The sequence below is a fragment of the Nocardia transvalensis genome (genome assembly GCF_015477765.1).
Taxonomy (GTDB): Bacteria; Actinomycetota; Actinomycetes; order Mycobacteriales; family Mycobacteriaceae; genus Nocardia; species Nocardia transvalensis_A.
Genome location: NZ_JADLQQ010000001.1, coordinates 228,482 through 253,571, shown reverse-complemented (window position 1 = coordinate 253,571; position 25,090 = coordinate 228,482). Strand labels below are relative to the sequence as shown.

19 protein-coding genes are annotated in these 25,090 nt (G+C 68.2%); 10 read left to right on the top strand and 9 right to left on the bottom strand.

The window, feature by feature from the left end:
• Positions 1–17: 17 nt before the first annotated feature.
• Positions 18–500 (bottom strand): MarR family winged helix-turn-helix transcriptional regulator, encoded by a 483-nt coding sequence (locus tag IU452_RS01145; RefSeq protein ID WP_195106975.1) that lies wholly within the window; start codon positions 498–500, stop codon positions 18–20.
• A 47-nt stretch (positions 501–547) separates the two neighbouring features.
• Here IU452_RS01145 and IU452_RS01140 point away from each other — a divergent pair, with 47 nt between their 5' ends.
• On the top strand, positions 548–1,333 hold the full coding sequence (locus tag IU452_RS01140; protein WP_195106974.1) for an SDR family oxidoreductase: 786 nt from the start codon (positions 548–550) through the stop codon (positions 1,331–1,333).
• A 104-nt stretch (positions 1,334–1,437) separates the two neighbouring features.
• Here the strand turns inward: IU452_RS01140 and IU452_RS01135 are convergent, their stop codons facing one another.
• The 3 genes from IU452_RS01135 to IU452_RS01125 all read right to left on the bottom strand — a co-directional run bounded on the left by IU452_RS01135 (position 1,438) and on the right by IU452_RS01125 (position 7,002).
• Entirely contained in the window at positions 1,438–5,439 is a 4,002-nt protein-coding gene (locus IU452_RS01135) for a Pls/PosA family non-ribosomal peptide synthetase (protein ID WP_228816258.1), read from the bottom strand.
• A gap of 290 nt (positions 5,440–5,729) precedes the next feature.
• The gene (locus IU452_RS01130) at positions 5,730–6,152 is read right to left on the bottom strand and encodes a hypothetical protein (protein WP_416382256.1); all 423 of its coding nucleotides are present in this window, start codon (positions 6,150–6,152) and stop codon (positions 5,730–5,732) included.
• A gap of 76 nt (positions 6,153–6,228) precedes the next feature.
• A complete protein-coding gene (locus IU452_RS01125) occupies positions 6,229–7,002 on the bottom strand; it encodes an SDR family NAD(P)-dependent oxidoreductase (RefSeq protein ID WP_195106973.1) in 774 nt (257 codons plus the stop codon).
• 45 nt (positions 7,003–7,047) lie between these two features.
• Here IU452_RS01125 and IU452_RS01120 point away from each other — a divergent pair, with 45 nt between their 5' ends.
• Both IU452_RS01120 and IU452_RS01115 read left to right on the top strand, forming a co-directional pair.
• Positions 7,048–7,650, top strand: coding sequence for a TetR/AcrR family transcriptional regulator (locus IU452_RS01120; protein ID WP_195106972.1), 603 nt, complete (start codon positions 7,048–7,050; stop codon positions 7,648–7,650).
• 102 nt (positions 7,651–7,752) lie between these two features.
• Positions 7,753–8,277, top strand: coding sequence for a hypothetical protein (locus IU452_RS01115; RefSeq protein WP_195106971.1), 525 nt, complete (start codon positions 7,753–7,755; stop codon positions 8,275–8,277).
• Here IU452_RS01115 and IU452_RS01110 read toward each other — a convergent pair.
• Complete coding sequence (locus IU452_RS01110; protein WP_195106970.1) at positions 8,240–9,304, bottom strand: aldo/keto reductase; 1,065 nt, start codon at positions 9,302–9,304, stop codon at positions 8,240–8,242. The genes IU452_RS01115 and IU452_RS01110 overlap by 38 nt on opposite strands.
• Before the next feature lie 118 nt (positions 9,305–9,422).
• On the opposite strand from IU452_RS01110, the gene IU452_RS01105 reads away from it, so the two are divergent.
• The 4 genes from IU452_RS01105 to IU452_RS01090 all read left to right on the top strand — a co-directional run bounded on the left by IU452_RS01105 (position 9,423) and on the right by IU452_RS01090 (position 16,112).
• Positions 9,423–10,256, top strand: a complete 834-nt coding sequence (locus IU452_RS01105) for a helix-turn-helix transcriptional regulator (protein ID WP_195106969.1) — start codon at positions 9,423–9,425, stop codon at positions 10,254–10,256.
• A gap of 137 nt (positions 10,257–10,393) precedes the next feature.
• A complete protein-coding gene (locus tag IU452_RS01100) occupies positions 10,394–14,371 on the top strand; it encodes an amino acid adenylation domain-containing protein (RefSeq protein WP_324192379.1) in 3,978 nt (1,325 codons plus the stop codon).
• Positions 14,368–15,084, top strand: a complete 717-nt coding sequence (locus IU452_RS01095) for a DUF6875 domain-containing protein (protein WP_195106967.1) — start codon at positions 14,368–14,370, stop codon at positions 15,082–15,084. The genes IU452_RS01100 and IU452_RS01095 overlap by 4 nt, the downstream gene beginning before the upstream one ends.
• 41 nt (positions 15,085–15,125) lie before the next feature.
• Positions 15,126–16,112: an alpha/beta hydrolase gene (locus IU452_RS01090; RefSeq protein WP_195106966.1), complete on the top strand. Its 987-nt coding sequence runs from the start codon at positions 15,126–15,128 to the stop codon at positions 16,110–16,112.
• Positions 16,113–16,117: 5 nt separating this feature from the next.
• Here the strand turns inward: IU452_RS01090 and IU452_RS01085 are convergent, their stop codons facing one another.
• Both IU452_RS01085 and IU452_RS01080 read right to left on the bottom strand, forming a co-directional pair.
• On the bottom strand, positions 16,118–17,821 hold the full coding sequence (locus IU452_RS01085; protein WP_195106965.1) for a metallophosphoesterase family protein: 1,704 nt from the start codon (positions 17,819–17,821) through the stop codon (positions 16,118–16,120).
• 66 nt (positions 17,822–17,887) lie between these two features.
• Positions 17,888–18,514: a TetR/AcrR family transcriptional regulator gene (locus IU452_RS01080; protein WP_195106964.1), complete on the bottom strand. Its 627-nt coding sequence runs from the start codon at positions 18,512–18,514 to the stop codon at positions 17,888–17,890.
• A 118-nt stretch (positions 18,515–18,632) separates the two neighbouring features.
• On the opposite strand from IU452_RS01080, the gene IU452_RS01075 reads away from it, so the two are divergent.
• Genes IU452_RS01075 through IU452_RS01065 form a run of 3 tightly spaced genes read left to right on the top strand, consistent with a single transcriptional unit; the run spans position 18,633 to position 22,821 of the window.
• Entirely contained in the window at positions 18,633–20,006 is a 1,374-nt protein-coding gene (locus IU452_RS01075; protein ID WP_195106963.1) for a flavin-containing monooxygenase, read from the top strand.
• Entirely contained in the window at positions 20,003–21,166 is a 1,164-nt protein-coding gene (locus tag IU452_RS01070; RefSeq protein WP_195106962.1) for a serine hydrolase domain-containing protein, read from the top strand. Before IU452_RS01075 ends, IU452_RS01070 begins: the two co-directional genes overlap by 4 nt.
• Positions 21,163–22,821: a class I adenylate-forming enzyme family protein gene (locus IU452_RS01065; RefSeq protein WP_195106961.1), complete on the top strand. Its 1,659-nt coding sequence runs from the start codon at positions 21,163–21,165 to the stop codon at positions 22,819–22,821. Before IU452_RS01070 ends, IU452_RS01065 begins: the two co-directional genes overlap by 4 nt.
• 163 nt (positions 22,822–22,984) lie before the next feature.
• Here the strand turns inward: IU452_RS01065 and IU452_RS01060 are convergent, their stop codons facing one another.
• Positions 22,985–24,235, bottom strand: coding sequence for a KasA/KasB family beta-ketoacyl-ACP synthase (locus tag IU452_RS01060; RefSeq protein ID WP_195106960.1), 1,251 nt, complete (start codon positions 24,233–24,235; stop codon positions 22,985–22,987).
• Between the two features lie 293 nt (positions 24,236–24,528).
• Positions 24,529–25,041 (bottom strand): DUF1772 domain-containing protein, encoded by a 513-nt coding sequence (locus IU452_RS01055; protein ID WP_195106959.1) that lies wholly within the window; start codon positions 25,039–25,041, stop codon positions 24,529–24,531.
• Positions 25,042–25,090: the final 49 nt, after the last annotated feature.

Below are 25,090 nucleotides of genomic sequence, written 5' to 3'. Positions count from 1 at the left end.
CCGTCACCGATCGCCGGCTATTTCCGGTGCGGGCGGCGTCGCCGTTGGAGGCCGGGATGCACCCCCGCGGGGAGCGCCGCGTGGGCGGAAATGCGGTCCAGCAGTGCGATGAGCCGGGTTCGTTCGGCGTCGTCGAGTGGTGCGAGGATCTCGGCCTCGAGCGCGTCCGCTTCGGATTCGGCCGCGGCGAGCGCGGCGCGGGCCTCGGCGGTGAGATGTACTGCGTGCGCGCGCCTGTCGACAGGGTGGGGCCGGCGCTCCACCAGCCCGCGCTCCTGCAATTCGTCGACCAACCCCACCATCGCATTGCGGTGCACGCGAAGCAGATCCGCGAGTTCTTGCTGACTGCGTCCGTCGGTGGCGGCGAGGTGGCCGAGGACCGCGATGTAGGCCGGGTCCAGATCGTGCAGCGCCAGCCGGTCCATGAACCGGTACGACACGTGATAGCCGATCTGGGATAGCAGGAACACCCCCCGGGAGTCCAGTGGACGTTGTGTCATGAACCGCACATTAGCAAACTAAATAGATTGTCATCTAAGGTGACAATATGACGAATGAGCTACTGACGAACAGGTTGCAGCACAAGACGGCACTGGTCACCGGGGCAAGTCGAGGTATCGGGCGCGGTATCGCACGGCGCCTTGCCGCCGACGGCGCCGTCGTCGCCGTGAACTACGCGACCGACCACGGCGCGGCAAAGCAGACGGTGGCACTGATCGAGGAGGCCGGTGGCCGGGCCTTCGCGGTGCAGGCGCAGTTGGGGACGCCCGGTGCGGTGGAGCAGTTGCTGCTCGGCACCCAGGCGGGTTTGGTCGAGCTGACCGGCTCCACACGGCTGGACATTCTGGTGAACAACGCTGCCGCAGCCGGTTTCGCCGGCGCTGGGCCGGACGCGGTCACCGAGCAGTACATCGACAACTGCTACACCGTCAACGCCAAGACGCCGTTCTTTCTGATCCAGAAATCCCTGGAGCTGATCCCCGACGGCGGCCGGGTGATCAACATTTCCTCCGGAATCACCCGCTCGGCCTTCCCGCAGCAGATCGCCTACGCCATGAGTAAGGGCGCCCTGGAACAGATCACGCTGCACCTGGCTCCGGTCCTGGCCGCACGCGGGATCACTATCAACACCGTAGCGCCCGGGATAACGAACAACGGCGACCCGGTCTTCGACGATCCGCAGGCGGTGGCGGAGATGGCGTCGTGGTCGGCGTTCGACCGGGTCGGCGAGGTCTCCGATATCGCCGATGTCGTCGCCTTCGTCGCATCCGACGATTCCCGTTGGATGACAGGCTCGTTCGTCGACGCGACCGGTGGCACCCTGCTCGGCTGACGAGTGGTGCCGGTGCGGTGAAACCGGGCGACCGTGCGGGCGGAGGGGCCTGCACGGTCGCCGGGGTTTCACCACTTGCCGATGGACGGCGGTGGTGGTGCCGATTATGGTGCGCTGCCGACAGATTCGCTGGAAGCTGCGACCAGGGCGGGTTGTCGGGGCTGGGCGGGGATTCCGCCCCACCGGGTGTCGGCGGTGAGGTGTTCGCCCTTCATCAGCAGGGACAGGGGGGCGAGGACGACGCCGTCGCCGACGACGGAGTCGTAGAGCACGACCGTGCGGGCGCCGACGGTGGCGCCGGGGCGGATGGTGACGGTGGACATCTTCATCACCCGGTCTTCGAACAGGTGGGTCTGCAGCGCGGCTTCGGGGCCCACGGCGGCGTCGTCGCCGATCGAGACCAGATCGAATTCGGTGAGGAAGGTGGTGCCCAACCAGGTACGCCGCCCGACGTCGGCGCCGAACCAGCGCAGCATCACCGGCAGGAACGGGGTCCCCGTCAACATACCCAGGCAGGCGGGCACCGCCGCGGCCTCGTACATGCCGGTGACGAATTCGGTCTTGCGCACGAACAGATTCCACAGCGGTTCCACGCGTGGGCGATAGCGGCCGATGACGGCCCGCTTGATCGCCGCGCACACGCCGACGATCGCGACCGCGACGGCACCGGCGATCAGCGGTGACAGCAGCACCGTCAGGCTGATGTCGTCGCCGTGAGCCAGCGCCGACAGCGCCCGCACGTACAGATAGGACCCGGCGGCCAGCACGGTGGCGGGCAGCGTGGCGCGGAAGAACTCGATCAGCAGACGCTGGCGCACCAGGCGGGCGGGCGGTTTGTAGGTCGTGGACTCCGGGAAGTCGCCGGAGTCCTGCCGCGTCGGCAACTGGATGGCGGGTGAGCCGAGCCAGGTGGTGCCGTCGGGCACGCCGGTGTGCGGCGGCAGAGTGCTGACGCCGACCAGTGCGCCCTCACCGACCGTCGCCCCGGCGGAGACGACCGCGGCATTGCCGATGAACGAGCGGCGGCCGACCCTGGTGGGCGTGAGCGAGATCCAGCCGCGACCGAAGGTGGCGGCGCCCACGCTGGCCATATCGGCGACGAAGGTGCCGTCGGCGAGGTCGAGCAGATCCGGATCGATATGGGCCGCGTTAGACACCTCCGAGCCACGCCCGATGCGCGCGCCGAGCAGCCGCAGCCACGGCACCGTGTAGAGGGTGGCGTACAGGGTGAGGGTGAACTCCAAGCTGTATTCGAACAGCTTGTCCGCCACGAACTTCCGGATACCCAGCCCGGAGCGCGCGGGATGGATGCCGGGCGGCAGTTTCGGCAGCACGAGCCGTTTGCCGAGCGCCACCAGCACGCAGACCGTCACCACGAAGATCGGACCGGCCAGCAGCGTGGAGAGCAGCCCGACGAGGAAATCGAAGCGCAGCAGCGCCCACGACACGAGGACGGCGGAGGGCACGATCATCGCGATGGCGACGGCCTCGAGCCCGAAGATGGCGACGGCGAAGGCCCCCAGCTGTGCCGGTGTCCATGGCGTGCGTCGGGGTGGCATGGCCAGCACCGCCTCGGCGCCGTTGGACAGTCGCTCCGTCGGCTCGGCGGGCGAGCCCGCCCACCGCTCGCCCGACGGCACTGTCGCGCCGGTGCCGAGGGCAGACTGCTGTCCCAGCGCCGCACCGGGTTCCACGCACGACCCGGCGTCGAGGACCGCGTGCGCGCCGACGAAGGCGTCGGCACCGACGGTGATCGGTGCGACGATCACCCAGCCGTCCTCGACCCGCCACGGCCACAACGTCACTCCGTATCCGATGGCCGCGCCGGGACCGATGTCGAGCATCGAGGGCAGGCTCACCGCCGCGGTGCCGACGTGGGCGCCGTCGCCGATCCGGGCCCCGAGCCACCGCAGGTAGGCATTGCCCAGCGGGGAACCGGCGAGCACCGGCAGCGGTCCGAACGTCAGCAGCAGATGCAGTGCCCAGATCCGCAGATACGTTGTCCCCCAGAGCGGATACCGGCCCGGCCGGATGCCTGCGCTCAGCAGGCGCACCGACAGGATCGGTAGCACCCAGCGCACGACGATGTCGGCGACGACGAGCGCCACCAGCAGCTGACCCAGCGTCTGCAACGACAAGCGACCGTCGTCGGCGGCGTCGACGTACGCCAACGGCAGCGTGGTCACCAGTAACAGCAGATACAGCACGGCCAACTGTGCGACACCGCTGCGCACGACAGTGGATGTGCTGTGCCGCAAGGGTTTCGGCCCGGAGTCGGCACCGGCCGACACGGTCGACGGGGCGGGCAGATGTGCCGCCATCGCCTGCACGGTCGGATACCGGTACAGGTCCCGCAGCGCCGCGTGCGGTGCGGCGCCACTCGCGCGCAGCTGTGACACCACCCGCGCCGCCAGCAGGGAATGCCCGCCGAGGTCGGTGAAGAAGTCGGCGGTCACCGACACCGTCTCGGGTGGCAGGCTCAGCGCCTCGGCCCAGACGTCGCGGATGCGCTGCTCGGTGGCGTCGGCGGGTGCCACCACCGGGCCGGATCCGACGAAGCGGTGACCGGTCGGGGCGGGGAGCTGTCGGCGGTCCACCTTGCCCGACGGCATGGTCGGCAGCGCCTCGATCACCTCCACGTACGAGGCGACCATATACGCGGGCAACCGATCTCGCATACCCCGGTGCAACCGTGCTCGCAGTTCCTCATCCGCCTCGCTCGAGTCCGAGAGCACCACGTAGGCGGCCAATTCCGGACCGTCGGCACCCGCGTGGTCCGTGGTCGCGACCACCGCCTCGGTCACCGACGGGTCCTCCAGGAGTACGGACTCGATCTCGCCGAGATCGATGCGATGGCCGCGGATCTTCACCTCGGCATCGGCTCGCCCCATGTACTCCAGCTCGCCGGAGGCATCGAAGCGCCCGAGATCGCCTGTGCGATATAGCTTTCCGTCCGGGGCGGCCGGATGATCGATGAACCGGTCGGCGGTCAGGTCCGGACGGCCGATATAGCCGAGCGCGACACCCGGCCCGCCGATGCAGATCTCGCCGACCTCCCCGTCGGCGACGGTATCGCGGTTGTCGTCGAGCAGGATCACCGAATACGTGGGCAGCGCCCGTCCGATCGTCACCTGCTTGCCGGGCACCAATTCGCCGACCGTCGCCGTGACGGTGGCTTCGGTGGGGCCGTAGGTGTTGAGCATGCGCCGGCCGGGCCTGGCCCAGCGCTCGACCAGCTGTGCCGGGCAGGCCTCGCCGCCGACGAGAATGCTGCGAATCGACGGCAGTTCACGGGGAATCGTCGCCAGCAGCGTTGGCACGCAGTACAGCACCGTCACACCCGAGGACTCCAGGAAGTCGGCGAGCTCACCGCCGAGGCGGCGCGAATCCGTCGGGCCGACGACGACCGTGGCCCCGCGCGCCCAGGTCGGCCAGATCTCCTCGATGGAGAAGTCGAACGAGATGGTCATGCCCTGGTAGACGCGATCGCCGGTGCGGATGTCGTAGACGTCCGGCACCACGTCCAGGAAGTTGCAGATGCTCGACTGCGCGATGAGCACGCCCTTCGGGCGGCCGCTGGATCCGGACGTGTACATGATGTACGCGACCGGATCGGCCAGGCCCGCGGGCGGCTCCGGCCGGGTCGTCGGTGCGGACGCGATCGCCGCGGCATCGGCATCCACCCGAACGACGGTGCGGTCCAAGCCGTTCAGCGCATCGTCCAGTTCGGTCGAGGTCACCACGACCTCGACGTCGGCGTCCTCGACGATGTAGGCCACGCGATTCGGCGGCGCGCCGGGATCGATGGGTACGAAGGTGGCTCCGGCCTTACCGATACCCAGCAGTGCCACGTAGGTATGCACCGAGCGCGGCAGCAGAATCGCCACCCGCACGCCTTCGGTCACGCCGAGAGAGCGCAGATGGTGCGCCAAACTATTCGCGCGCGAATCCAATTCGGCGTAGCTGAGTGTCGCGCCCGCACAGTCCAGCGCGACCGCGTCGGGCGTGGCATCGCAACTGGACTCGAATACGTGATGCATTCGTCGGACGGCCGGGCGACGGCCGTCGCCCCGCTTTGCACCCTGCATTTCCCACATGCGGCTCATGTTGCCACCAAATTACTTGGCCGTTAATGAGATATGAAGCACGATGCATGGCAATGTATTTGCCCTGGATATGACCGTTTCGCCGAGTACGGGAAAAATGTTTGCTCGCTATGATGAATTGCGAATACGGTCAATTGGGGCAATCCACCAAGACTTTCGGGTGTATAACTGAGAAAATTCTGAACGATGTTTCGGATAGGGCTGAGATTGCGAAATGTGCGCGGGCGCCGCAAATATTGCCGCTGGGAAAAATATTCAGGCGCAGAAGAAGCGTGTCAAAATCTGTCGAGCTACGGCACGTGGAACCAGGCGAAGCCCGGTGTGGTGGTCGGGCCCAGCGTATTGAGCATGACGACGACCTGTCCGGCGCCGGTGTTCAGTGTCGCCTCGGCGGGGCGGCCGTGCAGACCGTCGGACAGCTGCGTGGAGCCCGTCGTGCCTGTCGACAGATTCAGCCATTGCACGTGCGAGGACAGCGGGCAACCCCAGCGGCCCGCCTTGCCGCCGGTGATCAGGGCGACGCCGGGCTGTTCGCCGACGACGGCCGCGCATCGGAGAGGGGGCACGTCGAAGCTGCCGTTCGGGTTCCCGTACGGGGCCGGATGGATCTGGAACGGGACCGTAACCGATTCTGCGGCAGCGACTCCCACGGTCGAGAACCCCGTGGCGAGAACACCGACCGCGCAGATGCCGAGTCTGCGAATGCAATTCACTACAGATCTCCTGCCACGCTGGAGGGACCCCGACCCGGACAGTGCCGAGCATAACCCGCACACGCGGGCCGAATGATCAGTTCAGGGATTCGACCCTGGCGTAGGTGCGGGCGGCCGCATGCCGGGACAGGGATCGGGGCAGGTGCCGCAGGAGGGCGGCGGTGATCGTGTTGAGGCGGCCCGGAATTGTCAGGGCACGTCCGCGTTCGCTCGCGGCGAGAGCTCGCCGCGCCACGAATTCGGGATCGGCCCACATCGCCGAGGGCAGTGCGGAGGCATCGACTCCCGCCCGCGCCTGCAGTTCGGTGCGGGTGTAGCCCGCGCACACGCACGTCACGGTGATTGCTTTGCCGCGCAGTTCATGATGCAGCGATTCGCTCAACGAAATCAGCGCCGCCTTGCTCGCCCCATACGATGCCAGGCCCGGCGCGGCGCCCAGCCCGGCCAGGGACGCGATATTGATGATCCGGCCACCGGGTGCCATCGTCTGCGCGGCCGCGTGGCACAACCGCAGCGGTACGGCCGCATGCAGGGTCAACTGCCCGAGTTCGGCGGGCAATTCGAGCTCCGCGAAGTTCCCGTAGGTGGTGTATCCGGCGTTGTTGATCAGCAACTGCACCCCCTCGCGGACACGGTTCTCCACCAGAGCGAGATCGTGCGTGTCCAAAAGGTCGGCGACGAGGACTTCCGCGCCGATCTCCGCGGCGAGCTCGTCGAGACGGCGTCGGTCGCGCCCCACGGCCACCACGTGCCAGCCCTGGCGAGCGAGCAACCGCGCGAAGGCGGCTCCGATACCGCTGCTGGCGCCCGTGACCACGGCCGTCCAGGGTGAAGTAGACCCATATTCCATAGATGGAACAGTACTCCATCAATGGCATATGCATATAGTTCAACCATGACCGCATCGCGCACCGCCCGTCGCTCCGAGGCGCTCCGGACCCGCATCGTCGACACCGCATGCGAACTGGTGGCCGAGCGGGGCGTGGAGGGGTTGACCATCGAGGGCGTCGCCGACCGCGCGGATGTCGCGGTCCAGACGGTCTATAACCGGGTCGGTGGCCGCCACGACCTGCTCATCGCGGTCGCGGAGAAGGCGCTGGCCGCCGACCGCATTCACATGGACGCCGCCTACGCGGCACCGGGAACTCCCGCGCAACGCATCGAGGCCGCCGCGGCGGCCTACATCGCCTTCGCCACCGAGAACCCCCACCAATTCCGGCTGCTGGCCGACCCTCCGGCGGAACCCGGAGTACGGCAACGCATCCGGGCCCTCGTCGGCGAACAGAACGCCAAGCTCGCAGCGGCATTGGCCGACGGAATCGCCGATGGCACCCTCCGTCCCGGACTCGACCCGACCCGGACGGCAACCGTTCTGTGGGCAATGATGAATGGCCTTCTCGCACACCACATAACGGCGTCCGAGGATCAGCGGCTCGACCCCGACACCCTGCTCGCCGTGGCACTCGACATCCTCCGGCACGGTATCGAGCAATCCTGACCGACCTCGGCGATCAGGGCGGTCCCGGAGTCCGAAATGCGGGTTGCGGCCGGATCCGCGGGGGCGGTCGAGCGGTTTACGGTGCGCAGCGGAGGTGTCGGTATGAGAAAGACGACTGTCCCGCTGGGTGTGCTGACCGTGTTCGCGGTCGTGGCCTTCTTCGTCTTCGCCGTGGCGGTGGGGGAGACGCTGTTGTTGTATCCCAATATTTTTCGGGAGATCCCGGATTCGCTGGCGATGACCGAGCAGTTCATGAGCGTCGTCGCGGTCGGTGATGTGTTGCGGCCCTTGGGTGCGCTGCTGACGGTGTGCGGCCTCGCGGCGGTGGCGGTGGCGCTGTGGTCGAGGCGGTCGCGAGGGTGGACGCTGGCGGCGTTCACGTCGCTGCTCAGCGGTCAGATGCTGCTGTCGATCCTGTATCTGTGGCCACGCGCCACCGTCCTGTTCGACGAGCGAGGTTCACACACCGTGGACGAAATCCGGCGGGCCGCAACGGAATTCCAGGCCGGTCAGGTGTTCCGCCTCATCTTCGCGGGCCTGACCGCCCTGTTCGCCGTGCTCGCCGCACTGCGCTGCTATCGCGAACGCGTCAGCGGCGCGATTCGATCTTCAGATCCCCGAACGTGACGGAGCGGGTCATGTCCAGGGCGAGCATGTTGTGGGGGAAGCCGAGGTCGATGGCGCTGGCCTCGGCCAGGCGGGTGAGGTGGGGTGCGTCGAATTCGACGTCCAGCGCGCCGAGGTTGTCCTCCAGCTGAGCCGGGGTGCGGGCGCCGATGATGGGGGCCGTCACGCCGGGGTTCTGCAGGGTCCAGGCGAGGGCGACCTGGGAGGGGGTGCGGCCCAGGTCGGCGGCGACCTCCTTCACGACGTCCGCGATGGCCAGGCCGCGTTCGGTGAGGGCACCGCTGGCGAGGGCGACGTTCTTACGGGTCCCCTCGGGGGAGCCCACGCCCGCCTCGGCCAGGTCGGCGCGGCCGTATTTGCCGGTGAGAACGCCGCTGCCCAGCGGTGACCAGGGGATGACGCCCAGGCCCATCTCCCTTGCCATCGGGATCAGATCGCGTTCTCCCGTGCGTTCGATCAGGCTGTATTCGATCTGCAGCGCCACCAGGGGGGACCAGCCGCGCAGGTCGGCGATGGTCTGCATGCGCGCGACCTGCCAGGCGGGGGCATCGGAGATACCGACGTAGAGCACCTTGCCCTGGCGGACCAGATCGTCCAGTCCGCGCAGAATCTCCTCGACCGGGGTCAGGAAGTCCCAGGCGTGCAGGTACAGCAGATCGATGTAGTCGGTATTCAGTTGCCGCAGACTGGCTTCCACCGAGGCGACCATGCTCTTGCGGTGATTACCACCGGAATTCGGGTCGCCCGGCCGACGCAGCATGGTGTATTTCGTTGCCAGCACCAACGCCTCGCGGTTATCCCGGGCGAACTCGCCCAGTAGCTTTTCCGAGCTGCCGTTGGTGTACATGCTGGCGGTATCGATGAAATTGCCGCCGCGCTCGACGTAGGTGTCGAACAGTTTGCGGGCGTCGTCGGTATCGGCGCCCCAGCCCCAATCGGCGCCGAAGGTCATGGTGCCCAGCGCCAGCGGGGAGACCCGCAGCCCGGAGCGGCCGAGCAGCCGGTAGGTGTCGAGGGTGAGGGACATCGTGTCCTCCTGTGTGGTACTCCGCTTGTCGAGGACCAGTCTGTGGTGGCATCGAGCGTGGAGTAAGGGAGGGTTCTTCCTGGGAATGCCGGTCCTACCCTGGTCGTACGATCGAGAAATGACGAGTGGCACGGTGGATGCGACGCAGGAACTCGCGGCGTTCCTGCGGGGCCGGCGCGAACGGCTCGATCCCCGGGATTTCGGCCTGCCCCAGCGCAGGCAGTCCCGGCGGACGCCCGGCCTGCGGCGGGAGGAGGTCGCCGAACTCGCGGGCGTCAGCACCGACTACATCGTGCGGCTCGAACAGGGGCGGGGATTGCGGCCGTCGGCGGAGGTGCTCGAGGCGCTGGCCCGCGCGCTGCGCCTGGCCCCCGACGAACGCGCCTACCTGTTCGACCTGGCCCAGCAGCGCCCGCCCAATGCGGACAAGCCCACGACCACCGCCGAACCGGTGCTGGCGCGGTTGGTCGCCGACCTGTCGCCGCTGCCCGCGATGCTGGTCAACCACCGCTATGACATCCTGTCGTGGAACCGGGAGATGGCGCGGCTGCTCCTCGACTTCGACACCCTGCCGCCGCAGCAGCGCAACACCATGTGGCTGTGCCTGATGCACGAGGGGATGCGGGAGTTCTACGTCGACCGCGAACGCATCATCCGAGAGGGCATCGCCGACCTGCGCGCGGCCTGGGCGGCGCATCCGGAGGATGGCGCGCTGGCCGATCTGATCACCGAATTCACCACGCGCGACGAGGAATTCGCGCGGCTGTGGGCCATGCGCGACGTCCGCGTCAACGGCCGCGGACGCAAGGTGATGCGGCATCCGGAGGTCGGGACGATCGCGGTGCAGTTCGAGGTGCTGATGCCGGTGCAGGACCCGGACCAGCGACTGGTGATCTACCGCGCGGCCGACGACGACAGCCAGGTGGCCCTGGACCGCCTGTGCGAGGAGTGAACGACGGGCCCGGGAATCCGTTCACCGAGGGCGGCGCGCCCGGCCCATGCGGTTGGCTCCCCGATTTTCACGGTCCGATGCCGTAGGTTTGCTGAAGGACTGTTCGGTGAATGCTCTCCGGTTGGGGAGGAGGCCCGGTGACGCGAGCCCAGGACGACGCCGCACTGCGGACGCGGCACGACGATCGGGGCGCGACACGAGCCGGGGGCGGCGACCACCCGCTGTCGGCGGCACAACTGCGGTGGTGGGTGGCCCAGCAGCTGTATCCCCGGGTGCCCAATACCGTTGCCATGTATCTGGATCTGCAGGGCCCGCTGGATATCGATCGGCTGCGGGCGAGCGGGGTGCGAGCGGCGCGGGAACTGCAGTCGCCGCTGCTGCGGTTCCGAGTCGTCGGTGACGGTCCCCGGCAGTTCGTGGACCCCACCGTCTTCGGGCCGCTGCGCAGCGAAGACCTCACCGACCGTGCCGATCCGGTGGCCGCCGCCCTGGAAGATATGGAACGCGATCACGGTTCGCCGCTGGACCTGCTGCGTGACCGGCTGACCGTCGCCGTCGTGTACCGGGTCGGCGCGGATCGGCACCTGCTGTATCTGCGCAGCCATCACATCGTGCTCGACGGTGTGGGCGCGGTGGCGGTGTTGCGCCGGATTGCGGAACTGTATATCCAGGCCGAACATGGTGTGCCACAGGAGAACTCCGGTGACCGGTGCGGGCCGATGTCGGTGGCGGAGCTGCTCGACGATGAGCGTTCGTATCAGAGCTCCGCGCGTGCCCGGGCGGACCGGGACTACTGGCTCGAGCAGCTCGAGGGACTGGGGGAGCCGGTGGTCTTGGCGGGCCGGCAGGCCGCCCCTGCCCCGCGGCCGCATCGGGTGGCCGCGACCCTGGCTCCGGAAACCGCCGATCGTCTTGCGTCCGTCCGTGACAGCATCGGGGCCACGTTTCCGGAGCTGACGGTGACCGCCTTCGCCTGCTATCTGGCCGCCATGACCGGGTCCGACGATGTGGTGCTGTCGCTCCCGGTGGCCGCCCGCCCGTCCGCGGCGCTGCGCCGCTCGGCGGGATCGGTGTCGAATGTCGTTCCCTTGCGGTTGACCGGTATTCGGGAAACCACGGCCGCCGCGGCCGTCGAACTGGTCCGGGCTCGGGTCATCGGGGCGTTGCGCCACCAGCGTTACCGCTACGAGGACATTCAGCGCGACCGGGGTGAGAATCAGGTGGTGCGAGGCGGTTTCGGGCCGGTGGTGAACGTGCTCGGCTTCCTCGAGCCGCTGCGCTGGGGTCCGTTGTCGGCGCAGGTCCGGCTGCTGGCCCTGGGGCCGGTGGAGGATCTGCTCGTCAACGGCTACCAACTCGGCCCCGACGACCGCACCGCCAGCATCGATATGCAGGCCAATCCCGCCCTGTACTCCGAGGTGACCCTGGCCTGGCATCATCACGCGTTCCTGGAGTACTTCGACCGGTTCCTCGCGGCCACCACCTCGGATCGCCCGGTACGCGCCCTGGATCCGGCCCTGGCCCCGCCGATGACTGTCTCGGTGCGGACGAACCGGCTGCTACCCGACCTGCTGCGGTCCTCCGTCCGGTCCCGAGCGTCGGTACGGCCCGGCGGGGCGACGGAAGACGTTGCTGTCCAGGACGGCTCGCGGATGTGGACATACGCGGAGTGGGGGACGACGGCCTCCCCGTGGGCGCGAGAGTTGATCGAATGCGGGGCGGGGCCGGGCGAGTTCGTGGTGGTGGCGGTGCCGCGGTCGGCGGAGTCGGTGCTGGCGGTGTGGGCGGTCGCTGAGAGTGGTGCGGCTTTCGTTCCGGTGGATCCGGACGATCCGGCGCGGCGGCTCGCTGCGGTGGTGGCGGATTGCGGTGCGCGGGTGGGGATTACGGTGGCGTCGGTGCGCACCGGGTTGCCCGAGAACGTGACCTGGGTGGTTCTCGATGATTCGCGGACGTGCGAGCGGGTCCGGCGGCGATCCGGCGAGACCGTCACCGATGCCGAGCGCACCCGCCCGCTGCGGCCCGATCATCCCGCCTATCTGATCTACACATCGGGGACGACCGGGATGCCGAAAGGTGTGGTGGTCACCCACCGTGGGCTGGGACCGCTCACCGATCATCTGGTGGATCACTACGGCGTGGACCGGGGATCCCGGGTGCTGCACGCCCACGCGCCGTCGTTCGACGCCCACCTGCTCGAACTGCTCGCCGCATTCGCCGCGGGCGCACGGCTGGTCGTCGAGCCGCCGACGGTGGTCGCCGGTGCCGATCTCACCCGCCTGGTCAATGCCGCCGAGATTACTCATTTCCTCACCACGCCTGCGGTTTTGGCCACGCTCGCGCCGTCGGAAGTGCCGGGACTGCGGGTGGTGGTGGTCGGCGGCGAGACCTGCCCGGCCGATCTGGTGCGCCGGTGGGCCTCGGCGGTGCGCCTGTTCAACGGGTACGGGCCGACCGAAACCACCATCATGGCAACCCAATCCGCGGCGCTGGCCGCCGAAGGTCCGGTGCCGATCGGTCCCGCGCTCCCTGGTGTGCGGGCTCTGGTGCTCGACCGTCGGCTGCGGCCGGTGCCGCCCGGTGCGCGCGGCGAGCTGTATCTCGGCGGTCCCGGTGTCGCCCAAGGCTATCTGGGCCGACCGGGCGCGACCGCCGCGCGATTCGTGGCCGCCCCGTGTGCCCATGGGGAAAGGGTTTACCGCACAGGCGATCTCGTGCATGCCGAAGTGGACGGGACGCTCGAATTCCTCGGGCGCGCCGACGATCAACTGAGTGTGCGAGGAAGGCGCGTCGAACCGGCCGAGGTCGAGGCCGCTCTGGTGGCCCTGCCGGAGATCGCGCAGGCCGTGGTGGCCGTGGTCGGCGCAGGGCAGCAGGCCCGGCTGATCGGTTATGTCGTCGCCGCACCCGGCGTGCGGGTCGATACCGCGGATATCGCGCGCCGCCTACGGGATGTGCTGCCCGCCGGCCTGATTCCCGCCCAACTGGTCCAGATGCAGCGGCTGCCGGTCACCGCCCACGGCAAGATCGATCGCTCCGCCCTGCCCGCACCCGCCGCTGTGCCGCGGCCGTACCGCGCGCCCGAGACCGACCTGCAGCGCCTGATCGCCGACAGATTCGCCACCGCCACCGGTGTGCAGTGGGTGGGTCTCGACGACGACTTCTTCGAACTCGGCGGCAATTCGCTACTGGGCGTGCCCTTGTCGGCGGATCTCGCGGCGGCAACGGGTCGACCGGTCACGGTGCGCTGGCTCTACACCGCACCGACCGTTCGCGAGCTGGCCGAACGGATCACCGGTCACGACGGCACCGCTGGGGGCGACGACGCACTCGGGGTGGTGCTCCCGCTGCGCCGCACCGGGAATGCGGCCCCGCTGTTCTGCGTGCACTCGGCGGTTCCGCTGGCCTGGTGCTATGCCGGGCTGGCCCGCTACATCACCGACCGTCCGATCTTCGGTCTGCAGGCTTCGACATTGGCGGGGGAGCCGAGGACCGACGCCACCATCGACGCCCTCGCCGACGGCTATGCGGCCGAGATCCTGCGGATCCAACCGACCGGGCCCTACCACCTGCTGGGATGGTCGCTCGGTGGGCAGATCGCCCACGCCATCGCCGTCCGGTTGCGCGAACGCGGTTGCCCGGTGGCCGTTCTGGCCATGCTCGACAGCCTCGTGTTCCCCGACGGCATGCCCCCGCCTCCGACGCCGCGAATGCGCGATCTGCTCACCCACCTGCTGGGGGAGGAACCCGAGGACGGCGATGCCCTGGACGATCTCACCGCTGCCGAGGCGGCTGCCGAATTATCCGCTGCCACAGCCAATCCCGGCACCGGATTGACCGCCGACCAGCTGACCCGGCTGCACCGCGGCTACGTCGAGGGAGTACGCCTGTCCCACAGCTACCGACCGGGCGTCTTCGACGGTGACCTGCTGTACTTCTCGGCCACCCGCGGCATGACCGAACCGTTCGGTGCCGACCTCTGGCGGCCGTACGTCACCGGCACCCTCACCGAACACCGTGTCGACGCCACCCACGCGCAACTCACCAATTCCGAGGCCCTCGCCACTATCGGTCCCCTCCTCGCCGCCCACCTGCGCGGACAGGATCACCGATGACCGCCCGCGCGGCGGTGCGGGCCGGGCAGCGCAGCGGGGTGTGCTGGTGGAATGTGTATGCGGATCGGGAGCGGTGGGAGGGGCACGGGGAGTCGGCGCGGACGTTGGTGCGGTGGGTGGACGAGCACCTGATGCGGCCGCACCGGGAGCTCGGGCGGACCGGGCCGGTGTGTCCGTTCGTGCGGAACAGTGTGGTGCGGCGGGTGTTCTGGGCCGGGCTGGCCGCGGGGGGAGATGGGCTGACGGTGGAGCAGATGCAGCAGGTGGTCGACGATGCCGTCGCGATCTATCGGCGCCTGCGTGCCGACAGTCCTTCGGAGGCAAGGGTTTCGACGCTGATCACCGTCTTTCCGGAACTGACTCGCTACGACCTGATCGACGCCGTGCACCTGTCGCGCAAGAGTGAGGTGGTCGCCGAGGGACTCATGCTGGGCCAGTTCTATCCCGGTTGCGCCGTGCCGGGGTTGTGGAATCGGGACTTCCGCCCGCTCGACGCGCCCGTGCCGATGCTGGTGCTGCGGTCGATGATGAGTACCGACTTCCCGTTCCTCGCCGCCCGGACCGAGTGGCTGTACGCGTATTTCACCCAGGTGGCCCCGAACCTGCCGAGGAACCTGCGCTGGGCGATAGCCGAGCGGATGCGGGTCGACGGGTCGGCGGCCGCCGAGATCACGGCGCTGCGAGTACATTCCGCGGGCGAACACGCCCGATGATTCGGCATCGATCGGCTCGACGTGGTGCGATACTCCTATCTATGCACCGGCTCCCGCGTCGCCTGGTCGTCCTGTTCGCCGCGATCGCTGCGTTTGCCGCATTCTTGCCCGTGGCGGCCACCGCCGATCCCGGCGGCGGTTCGGCGATCCTCGAGGTGCGGCCGCTGGGCGGTCGGCAGTACACCGTGGTGGTCCACTCCGCGGCCATGAACAAGCCGGTCACCGTGTGGCTGTCGCATCCCGGCGAGCCCGCGCCGGCGCTGTATCTGCTCAATGCGGTCGACGGCGGCGAGGACGGCGGTCCCTGGACCACTCGCACCGATGTCGCCCGGTTCTTCGCCGATAAACCGGTGAACGTGATCGTGCCGATGGGCGGGCGGGCCAGCTACTACACCGACTGGGTGGCCGACGATCCGGTCCTGGGCCGAAACAAGTGGTCCACCTTCCTGACTCGCGAACTGCCCCCGCTGTTGGAGGAGCGGTTCGCCATGACCGGACGCAATGCCGTTGCGGGTACGTCCATGTCGGCGACGTCGGCGCTGGATCTGGCGATCGAGGCGCCCGGTATGTATCAGGCGGTCGGCTCCTACAGCGGCTGCCCGCGCACCAGCGATCCGCTGGCTCGCGCGTATGTGCATTCGCAGCTGGGCATTTTCGGCGCCAACGCGGCCAACATGTGGGGCGGACCCGACAATCCGGCCTGGCCCGCGCACGACCCGATCGTCAACGCCGACCGGTTGCGCGGTGTGGCGCTCTACATTTCGGCGGGCGACGGCAGCCCGGGTGTGCACGACACCCTCACCGACCCCTCGATCGGCGGCAACCCGGTGAAACTCGCCGACCGAATGCTGGTCGGCGCCACCATGGAATCGGTCGTCAACAATTGCACCCGCGCTTTGGTCGATCGCCTCGCCGCCCTGGGTATCCCGGCCACCATCGCCCTCCGCCCCGGCACCCACGCCTGGCCCTACTGGCAGGACGACCTCCACGACTCCTGGCCCGTGTTCGCCGCGGCCCTGGGGGCGTAGGCGACCTACGCCCGCACCTGCCGCCGATAAGTCACCTTGTCGAACTCGCGCCCGTATTCGTCCACGGCGACCACGTCCATTTCGCTGGAAAAGAAGCCGGGGCGGACGTCGACGCGGATGAACGAGTAGTTGCGGAATCGCACGCGTGACCACGGGGCCGCCTCGGCCTGCTTGTGGCCCTCGGAGGTCCACACGTAGCTGTTGGGCACGGTGGTGTCGGCGACCTCGTGGCCGCGGTAGGTTTCGGGGGAGCCGGGCTGGAAGCCGTAGCGCGGCCGTCCACCGCCGCCGACCGTGTAGTAGACCGTGCCGTCGGTCTGGGGGTAGACGATCGAATTGTCGCCCGCCGCCTTGGTCGGCTTGCCGTCGCGGATCGGGTCGGTGCGCTCGAAGATGTGATTGTGGCCCTGCAGCACCAGATCCACCTGGTAGCGATCGAACAGGCCGCACCAGGCGTCGCGCAGGCCGCCGTCGCTGGCATGCGAATCGGTGGTGGAGTAGGCGCAGTGGTGGAAGAAGCAGACGATGAAGTCGATATTCGGATTCGCGCGATAGGTGGCGAGAGTCCGCTCCACCCAACCTGTTTGGGCACCACCGGAATATCCGGTGTTGGCCTTGATCTCGTAGGAGATGTCGTTGGCGTCCAGCGACAGCACCGCGACATTGCCGTAGGTGAACGAGTAGGCCGACGGGCAGCCCGCCGGGCCGTTACCCGGAAAGTCCAGGCGCGCAAGGTGTCCGCCGTAGCCATGGGTGTCGTAGGCGGCCTCCATGTCGTGGTTGCCGGTGGCGAACATCCACGGCGTGACCGACGCACTGGCCTCGATGGCGCCCAGATACACATCCCACACATAGGGATTGAACTTGTCGAAGCCGTGGCCCGCCTTGCCGCCCGAGGGCACGAACTGCGCCTGCTTCCCCGCGCCGGACGGATCGGCGTAGGCGATATCTCCGGCGAGGACGTGGAAATCCGGTCGGCAGGCGACGATCTGATTCAGCACGTTCGCCGCATGCGGCACCGTCGGATCGTTATCGGGCTTGTAGTAGTTGTCGTCGTAGTCGCCGGGCGCCAACCCGGGCGGCTGAGTGGGCGTCTCGTCGGTACCCTGATCGCCCATCATGGTGAAACGGAAGGGCAGCACCGCATTCCGCACCGACGGCATGGCGGTGGCGGCGGCGCGGACGTCGCCGACGAATCCGTCGGAGGTGCGCCACCGATAGAAGTGCCCCGCCCGCCCCGGCAGCCCGTCGACGGGTGCGTGCACATAGAACTGTTCGGCGGCCAGCACTGCGCCGTCGCTGCTGGGAATCTGGGTGACCAGGTTGCGGACCTCGGCCTCCACCGTGGCGCCCAGCGCCGGCGTCGGGCCGTGGTCGAGAAATATCTTGGCGCCGTTCGGGTTTCGGGACAGCTGGGCCGCGAAGCGCAGCTGGCTGGCGGCATCCGGACCGTAGCCGACGTGTCGCCCGGCAACGGCAAGCTGGGCGTCCTCGGCGTAGGCGCGGCCCGCGAACGGCGAGGCGCCGACCGCCGCCACCGCCGCGGCCGCCGCCGATCCACGCAGGAACTTCCGCCGGGAGACCGAGCGTCCGCGCAGGTAGGAGCGGTGCCACTCGTACTGCTCGGCCATGGTCATGGAGGCGGCCAACTGCTCGGGAATCCCGGTATCGGGAATATCGCCGGCAGGATTCAAGCGATTCGACGGCATGATCTTGGATGCTGGCTCACCGCGGCCCGCCCCGGCAACTCGGAGCCGCGAATTCTTGGTGAACTTTCAGGGCTCGGGGGTCTGGAGGGCGGGGAACCAGATGTCGGTGAGGACCTCTGCGGCCTGGTCGGCGGTGACGTCGATGGTGCCCTGCATGGCCCAGCGGGTGAAGAAGCGTTCCAGCTGGGCGACGAGCAGTTCTATGCGCAGCCGCGCCTCGTCGCGGCGCTCGGCCGGCCAGCGCGACAGATACGAGGTCATCGTGTCGGGCAGCGCCATGATGCCCGCGCGGGCGACCTCGCGGAACTCGGGTTCGATCGCCGTCGCCTCGTCCCACGCGGGCAACAGATCCTTGTGCTCGAAGAACCACTGGATCGCCCGCGCCATCCAGGCCGCGAATTCGGCGCGCGAGCCGGTGTCCAGCACCCGATCCAGATCCTCGTAGAAACGCATGACACTGGGCAGGGTGCCCTGCTCGGCGATCGCCCGCAGCACCTCGGTCTTGCCGGTGAAGTGCAGATAGAAGGTGGCGCGGCTGCAGCCGACCGCCGCCGCGATGTCGTCGACCCGCACACTCGAATACCCCTGGGTCTCGAACAACTGCCGCGCCGACTCCACGATCCGCGCGCGGGTCAGCCGCTTCTGTTCGTCGCGCAGTGAGCCGCGGCGTTCGGACAGCGAATCCTCGGGCATAGCGTCGATGGTAGACGATCGGTCACTCACTAGACGCGATGTCCAGCGAGTGCTACCGTGTGTGCCACATCACGTCCGGCACGGTCGCCGCCGACCGTCGGCCGAACAGGAGAGTTGCATGCAGACACGCGAACTTCCCCGGGTGTGCGTCATCGGCGCCGGACCGTCGGGAATCACCACCGCCAAACGCCTTGCCGACCACGGTATCCCGTTCGATTGCTACGAGGCCTCCGACGAGGTGGGCGGCAACTGGTATTTCAACAACCCCAACGGGATGTCGGCCTGCTACCGGAGCCTGCATATCGACACCTCCAAGTACCGGCTGCAATTCGAGGACTTCCCGGCACCGGCGGACTGGCCGGACTTCCCCCATCACTCGCAGCTGTTCCAGTACTTCAAGGACTACGTCGACCATTTCGGCATCCGCGATCGGATCCGATTCAACAGCAAGGTGATTGCCGCCGAGCGCGACCGGGACGGACTCTGGGTGGTCACCACCGTCAACGGCGAGACCGAGACCTACGACGCGCTGGCCGTGTGCAACGGCCACCACTGGGATCCCCGATTCCCGGACTATCCGGGCGAATTCGACGGTGTGCTGATGCACAGCCACGCCTACAACGACCCATTCGATCCGGTCGATATGCGCGGGAAGCGAATCGTGGTCGTGGGCATGGGCAATTCGGGCCTGGACATCGCCTCGGAGCTGTCGCAGAAGTTCATTGCCGAGAAGTTGTTCGTCTCCGCCCGTCGCGGGGTGTGGGTGCTACCGAAATATGTCAATGGCCAGGTGGGCGATCGGCGTTCGATGCCGCGCTGGATGCCGCCGAAGCTCGGCCTGAAGCTCAAGCAGCGTTTCGTGCGAAAATATCGCGGCGAAATGGAGAACTACGGGCTGCCCCGGCCGGATCATCTGCCGTTCGAGGCGCATCCCTCGGCCAGTGAGGAGTTCCTGCATCGCGCCGGTTGCGGCGATATCGAGTTCAAACCGGCCATCACCCGGCTCGAGGGTGGCCGGGTGTGCTTTGCCGACGGCAGCGTCGAACAGGTGGACGTGGTGCTGTGTGCGACCGGATATCGCATCAATTTCCCGTTCTTCTCCGACCCGCAGCTGTCGCCGGACACCGACCATCGCTTCCCGCTGTTCAAGTTGATGATCAAGCCCGGTATCGACGATCTGTTCTTCATGGGCCTCGCCCAGCCGCTGCCCACGCTGGTGAATTTCGCCGAACAGCAGAGCAAATTCGTCGCCGCCTATCTGACCGGCCGCTACCACCTGCCGTCCCGGGAGGAGATGGTGCAGGCCATCCAGGAGCAGGAGGCCAGGCGCGCGGGGCGCTACTACACTTCGCCGCGCCATACCATCCAGGTCGAGTTCGAACCCTATGTGCGCGATCTGACCAAGGAACTGGAGCGGGGCGCGAAACGTGCTGCTGCCGCGGGTAATTCGCTACCGGTCCCGGCGCGGGCGATACAGGCGGTGCGAAGATGACCAAGTCCTCCGGTTTCTGTCTCGACGAATTCTCCGGAGTCCGAGCGGCATTCGACGACCAGCTGGCCTCCGGCGCGGAACTGGGTGCGTCGCTGTGCGTGACCGTGGACGGCGATCCGGTGCTGGATCTGTGGGGCGGCCACGCCGATCCGGATCGGACGATGCCCTGGCGGGCCGACACGCTGGTGAACGTCTTCTCGGTCACCAAGACCATGACCGCCCTGTGCGCGCTGCTGCTGGTGGACCGCGGCGAACTGGACGTGTACCAGAAGGTGGCGCACTACTGGCCCGAGTTCGCCGCGAACGGCAAGGGCGACATCGAGATTCGGCATCTGCTCTCGCACACCTCCGGCGTCTCCGGCTGGGAGCGGCCGATCGAGGTGTCCGACGTCTACGACGCAGAGAGCGCCGCGGCCCGCCTGGCCGAGCAGGCGCCGTGGTGGGAACCCGGTTCGGCGTCGGGCTATCACGTCGTGAACTACGGGCACCTGATCGGCGAGGTGATCCGCCGCATCACCGGCCGCACGCTGGGCCGGTTCTTCGCCGACGACCTGGCGACACCGTTGGGTGCGGACTTCCACATCGGCACCGGGCCCGAACATTTCGACCGGATCGCCATGCTCGTCCGCCCGGAACAGCCGACGTTCGACCTCGCGGCACTCGAACAGGACAGCGTGCTGATCAAGACGCTCACCAACCCGCTGCTCGATGTCGTCACCGAAACCGCCACCGCCGCATGGCGGCAGGCCGAGATCGGGGCCGTCAACGGGCACGGCAACGCCCGCTCGGTCGCCCGCGTACAGTCGCTGATTTCCTGCGGCGGCGAGGTGAGCGGGCGGCGGTTCCTGTCGCCGCGCACCATCGACCTCATCTTCGATCAGCAGTCCGACGGCGTGGATCTGGCGCTGCTGGTGCCGTTGCGGTTCGGCATCGGATACGGGCTGCCGCATCCGCAGACCGTGCCGCACGTGCCCGCGGGGCGGGTGTGCTGGTGGGCCGGATACGGCGGTGCGATGGTCGTCAACGACCTGGATCGGCGAATCACCGTCGCCTACACCATGAATCGCATGGCCGGCGGGTTGATCGGGTCGGACCGCTGTGACGCCTATCTGAAGGCCACCTTCGATGCGGTGGCAGGCATGAGGAGGTCCCGATCATGACCGATACTGTCGACGTTCGGGCGGTGGCCGTGCAGGCCGCCGCGCGGTTGACCGGTCCCGGCGGACGCTTCGAGATGACGGTCGAGCCGGTGCTGGGTGCGCCGATGCCGGTCATGCGGCACCGCCGCCGGTCACTGCCGGAACTCCTCGATGCCTCCCTGCGGTGGGGTGAGCGCGACTACCTGGTCACCGACGACCGGCGGCTGTCGTTCGCCGAGCATCATGCGGCGGCCGGTGCGCTGGCGCATGCGCTGTCCGACCGTTACGGAGTCGGTAAAGGTGACAGGGTCGGCATCCTGGCCGCCAATACGCCCGAGTGGGTGGTGGCGTTCTGGGCCGCGCAGCGACTGGGTGCGATCGCGGTCGGCTACAACGCCTGGTGGGCGCCGCGCGAAATCGCCTACGGCCTGACTCACACCGGCCCGAGGGTGGTGATCGCCGATGCGAAACGTGTTGCGCTGCTGGAGGAAGCGCTGGGCAGCGCTACCGCACGGGATATCGCCGTGCTCACCATGGAACACGACCTGCCCGGTCTGATCGCCGCCTACCCGGCCCTCGACACGAGTCCCAGTCTCACCGAGGACGACCCGGCGGTCATCCTGTACACCAGCGGCACCAGCGGGCGGCCCAAAGGCGTGGTGCATTCACATCGAAATCTGGTGGCGGTCAGCGACTATCACCGCTTCACCGATGCCATGGCCGCCGCGATGCAGGGCCTGCCCGACGAGGACGGCCCCAGCGACAAGCGATTCCTGCTGACCTCACCGCTGTTCCACATCGCAAGTCTGCACAACCTGGCTGTTCCCCGATTGGTTACCGGAGCCACCGTGGTGATCCATCAGGGCGCCTTCGACGCCGACCGGGTGCTGCGGCTGGTCGAGCGGGAGCGGGTGACCAATTGGGGTGCGGTACCGACGATGGCCGCCCGGATTCTCGAGCGGGACCTGTCCCGATACGACCTGTCCTCGCTCACCGCGTTCTCGCTCAACGCCGCACCCTCCTCACCGGCGCTGCACCAGCGCCTGCGCGACCGTCTCCCGGTCGCACTGGCCACCAGCTACGGACTCACCGAAAGCGGCACGGCCGCAACGGTGGCCACCCCACCGGATCTGGCCGTCCATCCGGAGACGGTGGGGCGGCCCCTCATCGGCGTCTCCGTGGAGATCCGCGATCCGAACGGCAAGCCGGTGCCCGACGGCACGGAGGGCGAGATCTGCGTGCGCAGCCCGTATGTGATGCTCGGCTACTGGAACGACGAGCCCGCCACCGCCGCGGCCATCGACGGCGAACGCTGGCTGCGCACGGGCGATTTCGGCATTCTCGACGACGGCCTACTCCGGTTGTCCGGCCGCCGATCCGATCTCGTCCTGCGGGGTGGGGAGAACGTGTACCCCATCGAGATCGAGAACGCCCTCGACGAACATCCGGCGGTGCTCGAGTCGGCGGTGCTCGGCATCGCCCACGAGGATCTGGGGCAGGAGGTCGCCGCGGTGGTGGTCGTCCGGGATCCGGCCACGGTGACCGAGGCCGAACTGCGCGAGTTCCTCACCGAGCGGCTGGCCTATTTCAAGGTGCCATCGCGCTGGGTGATCACCGCGGAACCGTTGCCGCGCAATGCCACCGGCAAGGTCGTGCGCCGCGACATCATCCTCTGACCGTTCCGGAGGCAGTTCCTCTGCGCCGCAGTCCGATTCATATTCTTCGCGCCGTTCTCTTTCATGCCCTTCGCGCCGTTCTCTTTCATGCCCTTCGCGCCGTGTCCTCTTTCATGCCCTTCGCACCGTGTCCTCTTTCATGCCCTTCGCACCGTGTCCTCTTTCATGCCCGGCCGAAGGCCAGGGCGACGTTGTGCCCGCCGAAGCCGAAGGAATTGTTCAGCGCGTAGTCGATCCGCTCGTGTCGCGGTGCCCCCGCCACGATGTCGAGATCGACCTCGGGGTCCTGGTTGTCGAGGTTCAGCGTCGGCGGAATCACCTCGTCGCGGATGCTGAGCACGGTGAGCACCGACTCCAGCGCACCCGCCGCCCCGATCGAATGGCCCAGTGCCGACTTCGGCGCGTAGACCGCCGGATGGTTGCCGACGGCCGCGCTGATCGCCTTGGCCTCGGCGGTGTCGCCGATCGGTGTCGCCGTCGCGTGGGCGTTGACGTGGGTGATGTCCTGCGGGGTCAGGTCCGCGGTCTGGATGGCCCGCGTCATCGCGCGGGCCGCGCCCTTACCCTCCGGGTCGGGCGCGACGAGATGGAAGCCGTCGGAGGTGATGCCCGCGCCGAGCAGGCGGGCGAGGGCCGTCGCGCCGCGCGCCTCGGCGTGCGCCTCGGTCTCGATGACCATGAGCGCACCGGCCTCGCCGAAGACGAAGCCGTCCCGATCGCGGTCGAACGGGCGGGAGGCGCCCTTCGGGTCGTCGTTGCGGGTGCTCATGGCCCGCATCATCGAGAACGCCGCCAGCGGCACCGCATCGATATAACCCTCGACACCACCGGTGACGACGATGTCGGCATCGCCCATGGCGATCATCCGCCAGGCATTGGCGATGGCCTCGGACCCGGACGAGCAGGCCGACACCGGCGTGACCACACCGGCCCGCGCGCCGAGCTCGAGACCGACCACCGCGGAGGGCCCGTTGGGCATCATCATCTGCACGGCCAGCGGCGAGACGCGCCGATAACCATGGGTGGCAAGGGTATCGGTGGCCTGCACGACCGCATCCCCGCCGCCCTGCCCGGTACCGATCGCCACCGCCAGCCGGTCCCGGTCCACCTCCGGTTCACCCGCGGCCCGCCACACCTCCCGGCCGAGAACCGTCGCCAACTGCTCCACATACGCCAGCCGCCGCAGTTCCACCCGGCTCAACAGCGTCGCGGGCTTCACCTTCAACGGCCCCCCGATCCGCACCGGCAGATCGAACTTGTCCACCCACGGTTCCTCGAGCCGACCGATGCCGGATTCCCCCGCCAACAGCCCGGCCCAGGTCTGCTCGACGTCTCCGGCGATCGACGTGGTCGCGGCCACCGCCGTCACCACGACATCCGGGAACCGCCCGTCCGCCGCAAACGGATTGTGCATCTGCCTCACCCTCCCATGCCCCGACCCCTCTTGACCCATCTGCTCCACCCTAGGGATAAAACGGACGCCGCGCCCGACGAGCGGAAGCAGTTCGCCGACGCGCCCGGCGAACTCGGTGTCCTTCACGGGAATTGCCGCCGTTACATGGCACTATCGTGTCGACCCGGTGACCGCGCCTCGCCCGGACGACATTCTCGATGAGGCGCGGGCACCGGGTGGAGTGATCGGAGACGGGAAAGCGGGTGCTCGTGTGAGCACCCGCTTTCTTGTTCCCGACGATCCGCCGCCGGTGATCAGCCCCGTCCGGCGCGCAGGGCCATGGCCAGGAAGCCGATGGCGCCGGTATTGGCCACCGCGCGCAGGATGTTCAGGGTCACCCAGGGGTTTTCGAACTGTTGGCGCAGGGCGGCGAAGTCACCGCCGCCGGCCTCGGCGAGTTGGTTGTTGAGCGGGATATTGCCCACGGCGGTGATCAGCAGGCTGACCACGTTGAGGGCCAGCGCGATCAGGATCCACCACAGCACCGTGCGCTGGTCGGCGCGCAGATGCAGGGCGGCGGCGAGGCCGGTGAGCACGACCGACCCGAGGAAGCTGAGCAGGAACATCGGGTTGACGATGACCACGTTGATCTTGTTCATCACGTCCACGAAGGTGCGGTCGTCGACCTTGCGCAGGGCGAGCATCACCGAGCTGGCGTAGGCGTAGTAGACCCCGGCCAGCAGGCCGGTCGTAATGGTGGCGGCCACCAGGGAAATCGTGCCGATCGAGGTGGTGGCGGAGGCGGTGGCGGTTGTCGTCGCTTGCATGTCTACGAGTACACCGTGCCGGAGTGAGACTGCACATCGTTGTGACGCT

Bases quoted from the DNA above. Each gene is read 5' to 3' on its own strand.
- IU452_RS01145 (WP_195106975.1), bottom strand. From the start codon at position 500: ATGACACAACGTCCACTGGACTCCCGGGGGGTGTTCCTGCTATCCCAG.
- IU452_RS01140 (WP_195106974.1), top strand. From the start codon at position 548: ATGACGAATGAGCTACTGACGAACAGGTTGCAGCACAAGACGGCACTG.
- IU452_RS01135 (WP_228816258.1), bottom strand. From the start codon at position 5,439: ATGAGCCGCATGTGGGAAATGCAGGGTGCAAAGCGGGGCGACGGCCGT.
- IU452_RS01125 (WP_195106973.1), bottom strand. From the start codon at position 7,002: ATGGAATATGGGTCTACTTCACCCTGGACGGCCGTGGTCACGGGCGCC.
- IU452_RS01120 (WP_195106972.1), top strand. From the start codon at position 7,048: ATGACCGCATCGCGCACCGCCCGTCGCTCCGAGGCGCTCCGGACCCGC.
- IU452_RS01115 (WP_195106971.1), top strand. From the start codon at position 7,753: ATGAGAAAGACGACTGTCCCGCTGGGTGTGCTGACCGTGTTCGCGGTC.
- IU452_RS01110 (WP_195106970.1), bottom strand. From the start codon at position 9,304: ATGTCCCTCACCCTCGACACCTACCGGCTGCTCGGCCGCTCCGGGCTG.
- IU452_RS01105 (WP_195106969.1), top strand. From the start codon at position 9,423: ATGACGAGTGGCACGGTGGATGCGACGCAGGAACTCGCGGCGTTCCTG.
- IU452_RS01095 (WP_195106967.1), top strand. From the start codon at position 14,368: ATGACCGCCCGCGCGGCGGTGCGGGCCGGGCAGCGCAGCGGGGTGTGC.
- IU452_RS01090 (WP_195106966.1), top strand. From the start codon at position 15,126: ATGCACCGGCTCCCGCGTCGCCTGGTCGTCCTGTTCGCCGCGATCGCT.
- IU452_RS01085 (WP_195106965.1), bottom strand. From the start codon at position 17,821: ATGCCGTCGAATCGCTTGAATCCTGCCGGCGATATTCCCGATACCGGG.
- IU452_RS01080 (WP_195106964.1), bottom strand. From the start codon at position 18,514: ATGCCCGAGGATTCGCTGTCCGAACGCCGCGGCTCACTGCGCGACGAA.
- IU452_RS01075 (WP_195106963.1), top strand. From the start codon at position 18,633: ATGCAGACACGCGAACTTCCCCGGGTGTGCGTCATCGGCGCCGGACCG.
- IU452_RS01070 (WP_195106962.1), top strand. From the start codon at position 20,003: ATGACCAAGTCCTCCGGTTTCTGTCTCGACGAATTCTCCGGAGTCCGA.
- IU452_RS01065 (WP_195106961.1), top strand. From the start codon at position 21,163: ATGACCGATACTGTCGACGTTCGGGCGGTGGCCGTGCAGGCCGCCGCG.
- IU452_RS01060 (WP_195106960.1), bottom strand. From the start codon at position 24,235: ATGCACAATCCGTTTGCGGCGGACGGGCGGTTCCCGGATGTCGTGGTG.
- IU452_RS01055 (WP_195106959.1), bottom strand. From the start codon at position 25,041: ATGCAAGCGACGACAACCGCCACCGCCTCCGCCACCACCTCGATCGGC.